Below are 14,935 nucleotides of genomic sequence, written 5' to 3' on the forward strand. Positions count from 1 at the left end.
CGACACCGTTGAAATCGTCGTCCATCTCGTCGGCGTGGTCTCCGACTGAGTGGATCGAACTCTCTTCGATCGTTATCGTAAGGTCCTCGACGGTGTGCGTTACATCGACGTCGTCGTACTCGGCATCATCGTCAGCCATTCCGACACCGTCGTCGTCAACGGGTGCGTCCATCATGTCGTCGTCATCGAAGACGACGTAGACGGTCGCCTCTTCGATCGTGACCGTCATCGAGTCATCCGTTACCGGATCGTCCTCGATCGGATCGTCGTCAGGTCCGTCATCGACGGGATCATCCTCCGTGTCGTCTGCTACGCCGTTGTCTGTCGGCTCATCAGCTGTTTCGTCTTCCGGTTGGTCCGCCTCGATTTCATCGTCGGGTGCGTCCTCTTGCGTGACGGTCTCGGATGGTGACGCTCCTGCCACCATCGCCCCGCTCGAGACCACGAGCATCAGCGCTGTTACCACGACGAGTAGTTGATTGCGTACGTTCATGTCTGTGCCTGGAAGGCATTGAGAAATCGGTAGTTTGAGGCATAAACCGAAGCAACCTTTCCGGTGAGAAATTCGTCAATACGGGCAAACAAACCACTCAGCAGTCGACTCGGAACGAGAAAACGGGTATTTATTGTTGAAACATCACGAATTGTTCGAGCTGTCGGTCGACTTCGACGCCGTTGGCTCGTGACCGGGGAGACAAACTAGATTCTCTCTACCGAGTCGGAGTTTGGTAATCTCTTCGTCGTCCTCGAGTTCAGCCAGAAGTCGGCTTACTTTTGCTTTCGACCATTCGACCGAGTTGACTATTTCCGACTGTTTCATGCGGCCGCCGTTTTCGTCGACAAGTTCGCAAACCTTCTCTCGGTCCGTTTTGAACTCTTGTCGTTCAGCGGGCGGCTTTCCCGATCCCGTACTGTCGTTGTGCAACCGGTTTTTAATGAGAAGGGTTCCCCCGAGAGCGACGAGTACCACCATTGCGGCGGCCGCGACGAGTTGCGTACTCCACTCGAGTTGGAGGATCTGGACCGTGCCGCTGCCGACCTCGAGTTCGGGAATTTGCCATCCCAGCGCGATGAGAGAGGCTGCTGTGGAAACTGGGGCATCAGTGGTCATTGCTGTGGCCAGGGTCGATAATCGTTCACCGTCGATACCTTCCACGTCATGGTGCTACAAAGTATTTTTTATAAATCATATTCTGTTATTGGGTTAGTTATATGTGATTGTGTAATTCTACGCGACTTCGGTAACCGACTTCTCGAGATATGCTGTTGTGTAGTCGAGATGTACTGTTGTGTAGCTGTCTGCGCTCGAGTAGTCGCGCCATCCAGTTCGAGTGACGATATCGGTCCGAATAAACTGGGCTGGACGTTTGAGACTATTAGCGCAGGTTCACTGCGAATTTGAGTCGGTAATATCACACTCTGTTGGGTAGTCCAACTGCGTTACTGGTAGCGGCTGATCGATACTGCTTCTCCGGATTTACGCGGTCGAAATCGATTGTTGAATCGGCGTAGGGAGTGCGAACGGCCCCAGCCAGTGCCCGGTCCGGCTAGACGCCGGGAACACCGACGGCATCGAATCCCGTCACGCCCAGAATGGCGAGGACGTACAGGACGATTAGGACGGACGCCCACGCGATTATCGTGATCGCTGCTGCCTGAACCCATCCGCCGGGGTATCGTGCGTTGACCACGGCAAGGTATGCAACGAGCACGAGCAACGGGCCGAGCAGGGGAATCCATCCAAAAAAGAACCCGACGACTCCCCAGACGATTGCTCCGAGCAACGCGGTGACGATCGCGTAGGTGTAGTCTTCCGTATCGACGATGACCCGTGCGCCGACGTATATTCCGACCGCCCCGATCAGGAGACTCACGATGAACACGATCAAGCTGTCGATCATAGGAGACTGGAAGGCATCCGACACCGTTAGTTATCACTCACTTACAACGACTGGTATCGGGTTTAACACCGGAGTGGAGTTTTCTCCGTTGACTGTGGCGATCTTCCCTGAATCGAAATATCATTGTTCTTGCGGAACGAACGTCGTTCTTTATTGGGGGTACACCCGAAGGTATTCCCCTGCTAGCAATCCGTATTCTGTCACTATTTGACTCCGTGAACTAACGCGTTCGTTGTCATGCTCTTCTCACTGTCTCGAACAGTAACGATATACGTATACACGGCGATGCGAACGATATGCAACCGGATTTCGAGACGCTCGAAGTGACGTTCGAGACGGACACAGGGATCGGTCACGTTCTGCTGGATCGGCCGGACTCGCTCAATGCGCTGAGCGATCAATTACGCGAAGACCTCATCGGCGGACTGGAGTATCTCGAGTCGTTCAACGACGGTGCCGACGAAATTGTCCTTCGCGCCGTCGTCCTCGAAGGGGCGGGCGAAAATTTCTGCGCCGGTGCCGATATCAACGAGTTCAGTGAATCGACTCCCGGCCGGAGTTCCGAGCGAACACACTACGATGTCATCACGGATTTTCCGGTTCCGGTGATCGCGAAGATTCAGGGGTACTGTCTCGGGGGTGGACTCGAGACCGCTCTGGCCTGTGACGTTCGCATCGCTCACGAGGAGAGTCGATTTGCGTTCCCGGAAGTGGACCTCGGAATTATCCCCGGTGCGGGTGGTGTTCAGTACACGAGTCGGCTCGCAAATCCGGCGGCGGCGATGGAGTTGGCGATGACCGGTGAGCACGTTTCGGCCTCGAAAGCGGCCGACCTCGGTATCGTCAATCGGACGTACGGCGACGACTTCGAGGACGAAACGCGAGCGTTTGCCGAAACCATCGCGTCGAAACCGCCGCTTGCGGTCCAGGCGATCAAAGAGTCGGCGACGCTAGCTACCCAGACCGGTCTGCAGGAGGGCCGACGGTACGATCGCCAGCGGTTCGACTCACTCCTCGAGACCGAGGATCACGAAAAGGGAGCACGCGCCTTCGCGGACGATGAGTATGAACCGGAATTTACCGGCCGCTGAGGCGGGAATCAACCACACCAGTCGAGAGGGAGTTCGAGTCGGCGGGCCTTATCCCCTCGAATCGATCGACGGGAGCTCGACTTCGTCGTCCACCGCGGATTCGATCGGTTCGGCAGTGCCGAGTGACTGAATCCCCGCCTCGAGAGAGATGCGCGGTTCGAACCCGAGTTGTTTGGACGCTTTCGAGATATCGGCCTGACTGTGGCGGACGTCTCCCGCGCGCGGCGGTTCGTGGACGATCGTCGAGTTGCTGTCGGTGACCTCGCGAATAATCTCTGCGAGTTCGAGGATCGTCGCCGATTCCCCGGTACCGATATTGTACGCCTCCCCGGTTCGATCCGTCGTCGCGGCAAGGAGATTAGCGCGGACTACGTCGCTGACGTGGACGAAGTCTCGAGTCTGCTCACCGTCACCGTCGATCGTCAGCGGGTCGCCTTCTTGAGCTTGCTCGAGGAACGTCGAGATGACGCCGCTATAGGGTCCCTGTTGACGCGGTCCGTAAACGTTGAAGTACCGCAACGCGACCGCGGGAAGGTCGTAGAGTTCGTCGTACAACCGCGCGTACTGGTCGATTGCGAGTTTCTGAATGCCGTAGGGAGATGTCGGATCCGGTGGCGTTCGTTCCGAAACGGGGAGTTCGTTCGGATGGCCGTATATCGCCGCGCTTGAGGCCAGAACCACCCGCGCGTCTTCCTGTCGGGCTTGCTCTAGAATAAGGACGGTCGAATCGAGGTTCGTCCGGTTGCTCGTCCTGGGGTCGTCGACGCTCTGGGTAACGCTCACGAGGGCGGCCTGGTGAAAGATGATGTCGACGCCGCGAGCGGCCTCCTGTAACGCGATCGGATCACCGATATCGCCCTCGATAGTCCGCACCTCGTCTGGGAGATTCCGTCGATGACCGGTCGAGAAGTCGTCGAGCACACGAACGTCGTTATGGGGGACCAGTGCGTCGGTGATGTGACTACCGATGAAACCCGCGCCACCGGTGACGAGGATCGTCTGATCGCGAATCGTTGGCGAGTTCATTGGCTCAACGGTGTATGTACTGTCCGTTTAGTATGCCAAACATACCGCGCGGTAACCCCGTCCTACCCGCAATTTCTGGAATGTGTGCCCGTTTTCGACCGATCTTTGCGGCGGACTCGGACGCGGTTCATCGAATTTTCGTCCCTCAACAGAAGCTATATCCGCACCTGATCGAAACATGTACGCAATGACCGTCGATCTCGTGGTGGAAAACAGCACCGTCGTGACATCGACAGGCCGTGTCGCGGACGCCGGCGTCGCCGTGGATAACGGCACGATCGTCGCCGTCGGTCACAGTCGGTCGCTCCCCGAAGGCGATAACGTCCTCGACGCAGATGGCAACGTGTTAGTTCCGGGAATCGTCGATTGTCACATTCACAACCGCGAACCGGGACTCGAGTACAAAGAAGACTGGGAGTCTGCGACCCGTTCCGCGGCGGCGGGCGGAGTGACGACGGTCGTCGGGATGCCCAATACGGATCCGATTATCGATCGACCGGAGCGACTCGAGCTAAAGTACGACCGCGGGGAGGCCTCCGCCTACGTTGATTTCCAAAGCTATGCCGTTATCACATCCGAAAACCTCGACCGCATACCCGAGCTCGACGACGCTGGGGTACTCGGATACAAGATTTTCCTCGGATCGACAGTCGGCGACGTTCCGCCGCCGTCGGACGGTGAAGTACTTGAGGCGATGAAGCGGATCGCGGAGACGGGCAAACGACTCGGTTTCCACGAGGAAAACGACGAGATCATCGAGTACTACGAGCGGGAGTTCAAAGCGGCCGGAAAGAACGACCCGATCCATCACTCTCACTCCCGGCCGGTCGTCGCCGAACGCGAGGCGATCGAGCGAACGATTACTTTCGCCGAGGAGACCGGTGCGAAGATTCACATGTATCACGTTTCGTCGGGTACCGGTGTGCAAGCCGTGGCACGAGGGAAGGCCCGCGGCGTGGACGTAACCGCGGAGACGACGCCGCATTATCTCTGGTTTACCGAGGACGTTATGCACGAGAAGGGCAACGTCGCCAGAATCCAGCCACCGATCCGAGACGAGGGCGAACGACAGAAACTCTGGGATATCGGTATGGACGGCGGAGCGATCGATTTCGTTGCGACCGACCACGCCCCCCACACCGACGAAGAGAAGATGGTCGACGATCCGTTCGGAAACACGTGGGACTCGATTTCCGGATTTGTCGGCCTCGAGACCGAAGTTCCGGCGATGCTCACCTTCGTCGACGAGGGGCGGCTGACCCTCGAGGAGTGGGTTCATCGCCATTCGACGCGCCCGGCTCAGGTCTGGGGGATGTACCCACAGAAAGGGTCGCTTCAGGTCGGTACCGACGCCGACTTTACGGTCGTCGATCCGGGACACGAGTGGACGCTCGATGACCGGAACGCGCTACACTCGAAATCACGCGTAACACCGTTTGAGGGCGAAACGTTCACCGGAAAGCCGGTGTCGACGGTCGTCCGCGGAGCGGTGGTCTACGATGACGGCATCGTCGGAGAACCTGGGTACGGAACTCGAGTCGACGTTGACGGGACATAGCTTCCCAGTCGGTAATTCTCGGACCAACCACGTTCGGACTGCACAGAGAGTGATTATTGGGCCGCTCGACTGTTTCTGGCTGCCCCAACAGAGATATATTTGATATAATGCACCTATTAGCTCTTATTTGATGTTTACTTATCTCTTGAACCGGTACATTATTTGGCAATTGAGCGACTTGTATACAGTGTGCTCACCTCCTTGTGTCACACGCCACATCCCTTGCCGAAGTAATAGATGTAATTTACCTCGAGCATAACACGAGTCATCATCAGACTGGTCTATATCTATATGGGTTGATACATAGAGCGTAATTTATTTGTCTGTGAAGTATTTCGAACCCATATAGATCAAATAGGTTATAGTAACTCAGTGATTGGTTCACGAGGTGGTACAACTGAACTCACCTTTTACAATTACCTGTCAACAGGGTATTGTTGTCTATTACAACCATATGAGTGTAATAACTCCCGTTCGGCTCATAACGATTTTGTGCGGGAAAATAAATCGAATTCGCCTCTTCGATCAGCGCTCGCACAATCTGGACGGACGAGTCTAGTTGCTCGGTTCGTGTGGCCATCCCAGTTGCCGTCGCCTGGTGCTCAACCGATCGGGACCGTCTGTAACCGTTTACTATTTGGAAACATCTGAAATCGTACTCGGATCCGTTGGTACGCGAATTCTTTTCGCTGGTTTACGGGCGAGTGCGCGATTATCTCTCGAAATCCCCGCGATTTTGATTACAGGCATAGGCTTGTAATTGTAACGTTTCGACCTCACTTGCCTCCCGCACAGCGGGACACCACTCGCGGAAAAATCGTACGTTTCCCATTAGTAAACGACTGGCGAACGTCGTCTCATCCGTCCAGTGATGAACCGAGAACAGAGGCTGGTGAAGCCGAATCACCTAAATTGGGTGACTTCTCTCGAGACGGTATCCCCGTTTCCGTCCTTTCGATACCATCGTCCTATCACTCCCATCACAAGAACTATTACTGACGTTGCCGATGCGTGTCACATGGCACAGACTGCGATTCAACTCTATTCGCTTCGCGAACTCGAGGAACCGCTTCCCGACGTACTGAACGAAATCGACGAGACGTCGTTCGACGGCGTCGAGTTTGCACATCGGATCCGTGACGCGGACGGAACGGAAGTTGCTCGAGCCCTCGAACGGACAGGACTCACTCCGGCTTCGGCCCACGTCGACCTCGAGTCCCTGGAGGACGATGTCTCGTCGACGGTCGAGTTCTACGACCGCCTCGGATGTGACACGTTCGTCGTCCCGTATCTCGACGAGTCCCACTTCGAGTCGCTCGAGGCAGTCGAATCGACGGCGAACCGGCTGTCAGCCGTCGCGAGCGACCTCGCGGAGCGCGGAGTCGACCTTCACTATCATAACCACGAACACGAGTTCGTCCCCTGTGGCGAACGGACTGCGATGGTCGAACTGCTCGAGCGAACAGGCGACGTCGTCGGGTTCGAACTCGATCTGGGCTGGGCGAACGTGGGCGGCGTCGATCCGGTTGCGTTCCTCGAGCGATACGAGGAACGGATCTCGCTCGTTCACCTCGCGGACGCCGAGACTGATTCGGGTTCGCCGACGGAACTCGGCGAAGGCGACCTCGATCTCGAGGGGTGTTTCGAGGCCGTTGAGCGCGCGAACGTCGAGTGGTGCATTTACGAACACGATCGGCCGACTGATCCACGTCGATCGCTCTCCCACGGCGCTGAGACGCTCGATCGGCTTCGTTGACCGAACGGAACACCGTATGGGAAAACACTAAGCGGCTGTACTGTGATTGTTCGAGCCGTGATCGTCCTATGAGAGAGTATACTGTCGCAATCGTCGGGACGGGACCCGATCCGGCGACGCCAACGGTCGACGGATTCGCGATGGGGTATCGTCACGCGGAAGCGTATCAAAACAGCGATCGGTGCGAGATCGTCGCCTGTGCGGACATCGTTCCGGAAAATGCCGATGCGTTCGCGACGGAGTTCGACGTTCCGACCGCTCGAGTCTACGAGGACTATCGAGAGCTACTCCGAGAGGTCGAACCCGATATCGTGAGCGTAACGGTTCCTCCGCAGATTCACGAGGACATCGTCGTGGACTGTGCGCGGAGCGACGTGGTCGAAGCGATTCACTGCGAGAAACCGATGGCCCACACGTGGGCGAGCGCCTGCCGAATGGTACGGGAGTGTTCGCGTCGCGAGGTGCAACTGACGTTCAATCGACAGCGGCGATTCGGTCGCGTCTTCACGGAAGCAGACCGACTCGTCGAGGAGGGAACGATCGGAGAACTCCGACGAATCGAAATCGGGTGGGGAGACTTTTACGATACGGGGGCACACACGATCGATCTGGCCGGGATGTTCACCGACGATTGCTCTCCGGAATGGGTCATCGCTCAACTGGATTACCGCGACGAAGATGTCCGCTTTGGAGCGCATCAGGAGAATCAGATGTGGGCCCAGTGGCGCTATTCGAACGGCGTCCACGGCATTCTCTCGACCGGGGCCGGCGATGGGATGCTCGAGTCGGCGTTCGTCCTCCGCGGAACCGACGGAGCCGTCCGCATCGACGTCGAGGACGGGCCGATGGTCGCACTCGACCGAAACGGAACGCGGGAATCGATCGACGTCGGCGAGGAAACTATACACGCCTCCGGTCTCGAGGAGGATCGGTTCGGCTCACTCTTTCACGACCGAGTCGTCGATCACCTGCTCGAGTGTCTCGACACCGGCGAGGAACCCGCGATTAGCGGACAAGTCGGTCTCAACACGGCGGAGATTCTGTTCGCCGGATACGAATCGGTTCGCAAGCGCGGGCGCGTTGACCTTCCGCTGTTGATCGACGACAACCCGCTCGAGTCCATGGTTTCATCGGGCGAACTGACGCCCGAACCGCAGTCCGAGGACGACTGAGGAGGGTCGAAGGTTCCACTGAAGAGCCGATTAGTGACCGCCGACGGCCGAGACGCAACTTTATTTCCCTCGATGCGAACAGGGTAGTTATGACCGCAAACCGGGACCAACTGACGATCGGGATCGTGGGGGTGGGAACCCACGGGATGAATCACGCGCGGGTCCTTCGTGATCTCGGCCACGAGGTGATCGCCGCCGACGCGGATCCGACGACTCGAGCGACGTTCGAATCCGAGTTCGAGACGGATCCGTACGAGAACCCCTCGGAGTTGTTCGAGAGCGACGTCGATGCGGTGATCATTTCGACGCCGACGAAGTTTCACGAACCGGTCGCCACCTCGGCGTTCGAGGCCGGACTCGACGTGCTCGTCGAAAAGCCGCTGGCGCACACCGTCACCAGTGCAGAGCGCATCGCGGCTGCAGCAAAGCGGACGAACCAAATCTGCATGGTCGGATTTCATCACCGGTTTCGAAACGCTTGCACCGTTCTCGAGGAGTACATCGAGGAAGGGTATCTCGGGGACGTCACCCACATCGACGCCAAGTTCATTCGACGGCGAGGCGTTCCCGGTCGCGGGACGTGGTACACCTCGGACGAAATTGCCGGCGGCGGTGCGCTCATGGATGTCGGGAGTCACGCACTCGATTTGCTCTTTAGCTTCTACGACTGGCCGACGATCGAAAACGTCCTCGCCACGGCGAACGCGGAGTTCGGCGGGCAGGAATCGTACGCCTACCTGCACATGTGGGGCGAGGATAGCGAGGCTCGGATGTACGACGTCGAGGACTCGGTGAACGCCTTCCTCGAGTTCGATGACGGGCGGACGGCCGATATCGAGATCGCCTGGGCGGCGAACACGCAATCGGTTCACAGCTACGACGTCCGCGGAACGGAGGCCGGCGCATCACTCGATATTACGAATACACTTGAGGAAATCGATCCGACCGGCAGCCGTCAGAACACCCTTGAGCTCTACGAAGTTCGGAACGGTGTCGTCGATCACTTCGTCGATTCCGAGGTCGTCTGCCCGAGGAACGATCCCTACCGCGATGAGCTCTCGACGTTCCTCGACGCCGTCGTTTCCGGGTCGCGTCCTGAACGGAACAACGTCCACCAGGCGCTTTCCGTTCAACGGGCGATCGATCGTCTCTACGACGAAGTCGACTACTAATTCGAACGGCAGTCCGAGACGGCATCGAATTCCCGCCACGCTTATTCGCTCCCCTTCCGTCGGCTATCGACATGAACGAACGCCAGGCGGATACCGGGAAGACGATCCAGTCGATCGAAACCATGATTCGTCTGCTCGATGTTATTCGTCGCCGCGAATCGGTCGGCGTCACCGAGCTTGCGAACGAAGTCGGCCGCTCGAAGAGTACCGTCCATCACTACCTCAGGACCCTCGAGTTGTACGATTGCCTCGAGAAATCGGACGGCACCTATCAGCTCGGGCTGCGTTTTCTGACCTACGGGGGCCAGGCTCGCTTTCGACAGCGAATCTACCAGTTGGCTAAGAGCGATGTGGATCAGCTCGCCGCCGAAACGGGTGAGCAGGTTCGGCTTGTGGTCGAGCGCGGCGGTCACGGGATCGCGATCTATCAGGCCGAAGGCGAGCACCTCGACTACCCGCGTTCGTACGTTGGCTCCGTCGACGAACTCCACTGCACCGCCGCCGGAAAGGCGTTTCTCGCCGCGCTTTCGCCGGATAGAGTCGCCGAGCTGTTGGCCGAAACCGAACTGGTCGGATACACCGAGAACACGATCACGGATAAAGACGTCCTCCTCGAGGAACTGGAACAGATTCGATCACGCGAAGTCGCGTACGACGACGAGGAGCGAACCGAGGGGATTCGGTGTGTTGCAGTGGCGATTACGAGCCGATCCGGCGAACTGCTCGGCGCGATTAGCGTCTCCGGACCGACGGACCGGCTGACGGACGAACGGTTCCGGTCTAAAATTCCGAGTCAGCTTCAGAATATCGTCGGCGTGGTCGAAATAAACACCACCTATTCTGACTGGGCGGACACCGTTTGATGGTGGGTGGACAGCGTTTGATGAGCACTCGATGGCTGATAGTAACCTCGCTCCCGTTCGGGCTATTTTGGCCGAATCCCATTTCTGGAGACCGCGACCGGTTCCCTTCAGAGCGATACTGCCTTTTCGAGACCGTCAGAACGATGGAATCGATCGTTGTTCGGACCTACTTTGATGCAACGAGTATCGAACACGGTCTTGTTCTCGAAGAATTCAAACACGTGCCATTAACTTGTATTGAGTTGACACGATCGTTCAATGGCCGGGCGATATCAATCGAACCGGAGAGTTGGCACTGTTCGTAACTCTCGAGACACCGAATCTCCCCGGCCAGTTTTCGGAGATCTGCTTCTATCTGGTACCCGGTAAGGGGTCAGTAGTGAGTTCGAAATCGCGTCAAGACCGCCGGAATCCGGAGCGATAGTCGGAGAGGGCTCTTACTCGATTCGCTGTAATACGTAATACCAAGAGCGGAACGACCGGTTGCCGTTCTCGATTGCTACCGGTTGTCGTTCCCGACCTGCTCGAGCAACCCCTTCATGTACCCGATCGCGAACAATCGTCCCATCGTTTCGTAACCGGGGTTCTCGTTCGTCTCGCCGGCCATCGTGGGAACGTGATCCGGCCGTGCGGGGCCGTCGAATCCGATGTCTTCGTACGCCTCCATCGCGGCGAGCATGTCTGTCGGGCCGTCGTCGTGCCACGTTTCGACGAAGCCGTCGGCGTCGCCCTCGACGTCCCTGAAGTGGACGAAATTGATTCGGTCGCCCAGCCGCCGAATCGCCGATGGCACATCGACGCCCATCGCGGCAAAGTTACCCTGACAGAACGTGACGCCGTTGTGTTCGCTGTCGACGATATCGAGCGCGCGTTCGTACGCCTCGACGCTGTTGATGATCCGCGGAACGCCCCGAACCTCCTCTCGCGGCGGGTCGTCGGGGTGGAGTCCCAGTTTCACGCCCGCTTCCTCTGCGACGGGGACGACTCGCTCGAGGAAGTACTCGAGGTTCGCCCAGAGTTCTTCGGCGGTAATCGGCGGGATATCCGGCTTCGGTCCGCGACTCATCTGTTCATTATCGTAGGCGGTCGTGAGCGATCCCCCTCGAGACGGAACCGAGGTCGCGGTCCGAGCCCAGCGGATGCCGGCCATCCAGTCGTAGCAGACGACGGGAACGTCGAGTCGGCCCAGATTTCGAAGGAATCTACAGAAGTCGTCGATCTCCTCGTCTCGGCCGGGTTTTCCGAGCCGGGTGGTATCGGTCAGCGGAACGCTCCCCTCGATCACGCTGAGATCTATTCCGGCGTGTTCGAAGCGGTTCTTCCATCGCAAGAGTGTATCATAGTCGGTCGGTCGACGTCCGTCACCGATCTCGAGGGTGTGAACGACGGCGTTCGTGACGCCCATCTGTGCGGCGATCTCCCAGCGATCGTCTGTCGTCGGCGGAAGTGTGAGAGCGAGATCCATGTGGTATTCACGCGATGTAGCCGGGCATTTTATTCGATTCGCCTTATATCTTCCTTTGCTGGAGATCGAATTTAGACCAGTCATCGGCTCCGGCCTTCGCAACTATGCCGCCCACACACCTCGATATCTGCATATTCCACTGTTCGCACATCCCGATGGCCGCACACCACGTTTCCCGTGAACAGTCCAACGTTGGGTCCCCCCGCGACGAGGTGGAGAGACGATACCTATAATTGCGTGTCTCGAAAAAGGAAGGGTATGACTATCGAGCAAGTTGCAGTTACCGGCGGCAACGGAAAGATCGGCGAGGCGATTCTCGCCGAGTTCGCGGACAACGGGTACGGGACCATCAACATTTCCCGAGGGAAACGCCGTGAAGAGAGCTCGGACACCTTCCAGTCGGTAGATCTGTTAGACGCTGGTGCGGTGTACGGCTCGCTCGCGCGGACGGACGCCGACGCCGTCGTCCACATGGGAACGATTCCGGGTCCGACGGATCATCCGGGGTTCGAGACCTACGAGAGCAACGTCCAGTCGGCCTACCACGTCCTCGAGGCCGCGACGAACCTCGGCCTCGAGTCGGTCGTGCTCCCCTCGAGTATCAACGCGATGGGTGCCGCCTATCAGGACGCGCCGACTGACGTTCGATACCTCCCGGTCGACGAGGAACATCCCCTGACGCCCCGAGATCCGTACGCCGTCAGCAAGCACGCGATGGAGGTCACCGCGGACGGGTTCGCTCGAAATTCCGACGCGCCGACAATTTCGTCGCTTCGGTATCCGTGGGTCGGAACCGACGAGGAGCTCCGAGAGATGTTCGTCGACGCGGATCGGTCACTCGAGGGGCTCGAGGACGCGTGGCACCACACGACGCGGGACGTTCTGTTCTCGTATCTTCACATCGAGGACGCCGCGTCGATCGCGCGGCTGGCCGCCGAGGCGTCGTTCGACGGACACGAGCGGTTCTGGGCGGTTGCGGGAGACACGTCGGCGGCGGTAGATTCGGCAGAGTTGGTGGACCTGTACTATCCGGATGCGACAGTGCGAGCGGGGCTCGAAGGGCACCAATCGCTGATTTCGACCGAGAAAGCTCGCCGGATCCTCGGCTGGGAGCCGGAGCGAAGTTGGCGTACCGTCTAGTCGCGCATCCGTGTTTGATCGCCTCCGATAGCAGACCTCTCGGATTTCAATCAACTATGGTGGAAATAACGGGGGATCAGCATCGATTCGTCGTTCAGTTCGTTCTGAATGCTGTAAACGGTATTGAGGGGGCTTCAACGCCCATCTCTCAAAAAATCATGATAACACTACAATTTGTGAGTACTGTTTCGAGATTACACGAATACACGTACAAACAATCGTCTTCGGAAGAGAACCGTAAGCTGGTGGGGGATACCTAACGGTGATCCCAGATTAGAGGTCATGGCACTCCATCAACAATAACGACAGCGTTCGGGAAGTCGATACGTTTTCCCACGGTATCCGATCACGCCTCGAGCACCGGCGGGCGCACAACATTTATGAAACGAAGTGATAACAGAGTACTATGAACCGGACAACCGCACACTCGGAACGGATCCCGTTTCGATGAGTTCCCAACAGTCCACTCGTGAGTTGTTCTGGGATATCGTCAGCGACTACCACCGGCTGTTCATGGCGCTTTTGTACATCAATATCACGCTTCTCGTTCTGATGGCCGTCGCCATCATCCTCGGTGCATTGGGAACCGAGGCGTACGTTATCTCCGTGATCAACGTCGTGCTCCTCAGCGGAACATCGATATTGATCGGATTCGTTACGTGGCGTTCGAAAAATCGCGGAGATTGAGTCCGCGTGAGACCTCGAGCGGCCATCGCCCGAAAATCACGACTAAACCGCACGATTATTCGGGAATTATTTACGATTGTAGCTGGTTGCTATTCCCATGGAAGAAGAGCACGTCGTAGGGAAACCCGTCTCCTGCGACCCGGACCGTACGGATATCGAGACCCTCGAGTCCATGCTCAGGGACGAACGCGGACAGACGCGAAAGAACGCCCTCGATGCCGTACTCCGAATCGGTAAATCGGAGCCGGATCGAGTAACGCCGCTGGCGGATACCATCGTCGATCGACTCGACGATTCGTTTCTCGTCGCCCAAATAACCGCGGCGGACGCGGTTTCGACTCTTGCAACACGCCAACCGGATGCCGTCTCTCACGGGCGGGTACAACTTCTCAGTTTGCTCGATGAGGATCCGCCACTCCTGCGCTCTCGAGCGGCGCGTGCGATTTCACACCTCGTTGATGCGGACCCGGTACAGTTTGTCGAGCACAGCGAGCGTTTTTTTGACATCCTTCGAAAGGGACCGACGGTCGAGACGGGAACGGAATCGTTGCTGACTGGCGACGAGCCGTCGCTCGAGGAGCAAAAGGCGGCTCGCCAGCTACGGCGAAATCGTGGACAGGCGCTGTCGAACGACAAACAGCGCTCGGTATACGTACGCCGTGTCGCTGCGGAAAGTCTCGGTTCGGTTGCTCAGGTTGACCCGGAATCGTGTTCGCGGCAGGTTTCTGACTGCGTGAATCTTTTCAAGGACGAACAGGCGCGGGTTCGCGGCGAAGCGGTTGATGTTGTCCGCCACGTCGCAGAATGGAATTCGGGTGCTGTTGGGGAAGCTATCGATCCGCTCACGAATCGGCTCGACGACGAGGCCGAGTTCGTACGGGCTCGAGCGATTCGGGCGCTCGGGTTCGCCGAAGCGACGCAAACGGTCCCGCAACTCGAGGCCACCGCAGCGGCCGAGTCGGCGGATTCCGTCGCGGAACTGGCCGCGACGACCGCGGAATGGCTCGAAAACCGGGCATGAGCGTCGCCTTTCGAACGCGCGTTCTCAGAATTTACTATAATTATATAGATCATTAGAAACATTTATGTGCGTTGCCATACCAT

At 57.9% G+C, this 14,935-nt stretch carries 13 protein-coding genes and 1 pseudogene; 9 read left to right on the forward strand and 5 right to left on the reverse strand.

Annotated elements, in window-relative coordinates; genetic code table 11:
• From QNM96_RS21635 to QNM96_RS21645, 3 genes and pseudogenes are all read right to left on the reverse strand, one after another.
• A pseudogene (locus tag QNM96_RS21635) lies at positions 1–493 on the reverse strand (hypothetical protein); the annotation flags it as partial.
• 144 nt (positions 494–637) lie between these two features.
• Positions 638–1,111: a membrane-associated protein/domain-like protein gene (locus tag QNM96_RS21640; protein ID WP_283838884.1), complete on the reverse strand. Its 474-nt coding sequence runs from the start codon at positions 1,109–1,111 to the stop codon at positions 638–640.
• Between the two features lie 436 nt (positions 1,112–1,547).
• Complete coding sequence (locus QNM96_RS21645) at positions 1,548–1,901, reverse strand: hypothetical protein (RefSeq protein WP_283838885.1); 354 nt, start codon at positions 1,899–1,901, stop codon at positions 1,548–1,550.
• A 296-nt stretch (positions 1,902–2,197) separates the two neighbouring features.
• Here QNM96_RS21645 and QNM96_RS21650 point away from each other — a divergent pair, with 296 nt between their 5' ends.
• A complete protein-coding gene (locus QNM96_RS21650) occupies positions 2,198–2,992 on the forward strand; it encodes an enoyl-CoA hydratase/isomerase family protein (protein WP_283838886.1) in 795 nt (264 codons plus the stop codon).
• A gap of 48 nt (positions 2,993–3,040) precedes the next feature.
• Here QNM96_RS21650 and QNM96_RS21655 read toward each other — a convergent pair whose 3' ends face one another.
• Complete coding sequence (locus QNM96_RS21655; RefSeq protein ID WP_283838887.1) at positions 3,041–4,018, reverse strand: NAD-dependent epimerase/dehydratase family protein; 978 nt, start codon at positions 4,016–4,018, stop codon at positions 3,041–3,043.
• A 187-nt stretch (positions 4,019–4,205) separates the two neighbouring features.
• On the opposite strand from QNM96_RS21655, the gene allB reads away from it, so the two are divergent.
• From allB to QNM96_RS21680, 5 genes are all read left to right on the forward strand, one after another.
• Entirely contained in the window at positions 4,206–5,576 is a 1,371-nt protein-coding gene (gene allB / locus QNM96_RS21660; protein WP_283838888.1) for an allantoinase AllB, read from the forward strand.
• Between the two features lie 1,018 nt (positions 5,577–6,594).
• The gene (locus tag QNM96_RS21665) at positions 6,595–7,332 is read left to right on the forward strand and encodes a sugar phosphate isomerase/epimerase (RefSeq protein WP_283838889.1); all 738 of its coding nucleotides are present in this window, start codon (positions 6,595–6,597) and stop codon (positions 7,330–7,332) included.
• A gap of 68 nt (positions 7,333–7,400) precedes the next feature.
• Positions 7,401–8,504 carry a Gfo/Idh/MocA family oxidoreductase gene (locus QNM96_RS21670; RefSeq protein ID WP_283838890.1) on the forward strand — a complete coding sequence of 368 codons (1,104 nt, stop codon included), beginning with the start codon at positions 7,401–7,403 and terminating at the stop codon, positions 8,502–8,504.
• Between the two features lie 89 nt (positions 8,505–8,593).
• Complete coding sequence (locus QNM96_RS21675) at positions 8,594–9,676, forward strand: Gfo/Idh/MocA family oxidoreductase (protein ID WP_283838891.1); 1,083 nt, start codon at positions 8,594–8,596, stop codon at positions 9,674–9,676.
• A gap of 71 nt (positions 9,677–9,747) precedes the next feature.
• The gene (locus tag QNM96_RS21680) at positions 9,748–10,539 is read left to right on the forward strand and encodes an IclR family transcriptional regulator (protein WP_283838892.1); all 792 of its coding nucleotides are present in this window, start codon (positions 9,748–9,750) and stop codon (positions 10,537–10,539) included.
• Between the two features lie 499 nt (positions 10,540–11,038).
• Here QNM96_RS21680 and QNM96_RS21685 read toward each other — a convergent pair whose 3' ends face one another.
• Positions 11,039–12,004, reverse strand: a complete 966-nt coding sequence (locus QNM96_RS21685) for a mannonate dehydratase (protein ID WP_283838893.1) — start codon at positions 12,002–12,004, stop codon at positions 11,039–11,041.
• Between the two features lie 258 nt (positions 12,005–12,262).
• On the opposite strand from QNM96_RS21685, the gene QNM96_RS21690 reads away from it, so the two are divergent.
• From QNM96_RS21690 to QNM96_RS21700, 3 genes are all read left to right on the forward strand, one after another.
• Entirely contained in the window at positions 12,263–13,144 is an 882-nt protein-coding gene (locus tag QNM96_RS21690; protein WP_283838894.1) for an NAD(P)-dependent oxidoreductase, read from the forward strand.
• 447 nt (positions 13,145–13,591) lie between these two features.
• Positions 13,592–13,831, forward strand: a complete 240-nt coding sequence (locus QNM96_RS21695; RefSeq protein WP_283838895.1) for a hypothetical protein — start codon at positions 13,592–13,594, stop codon at positions 13,829–13,831.
• 97 nt (positions 13,832–13,928) lie between these two features.
• On the forward strand, positions 13,929–14,852 hold the full coding sequence (locus QNM96_RS21700; RefSeq protein ID WP_283838896.1) for a HEAT repeat domain-containing protein: 924 nt from the start codon (positions 13,929–13,931) through the stop codon (positions 14,850–14,852).
• The last annotated feature ends 83 nt before the right edge of the window (positions 14,853–14,935 follow it).

This window comes from Halostagnicola sp. A-GB9-2, from assembly GCF_030068615.1.
Taxonomy (GTDB): Archaea; Halobacteriota; Halobacteria; order Halobacteriales; family Natrialbaceae; genus Halostagnicola.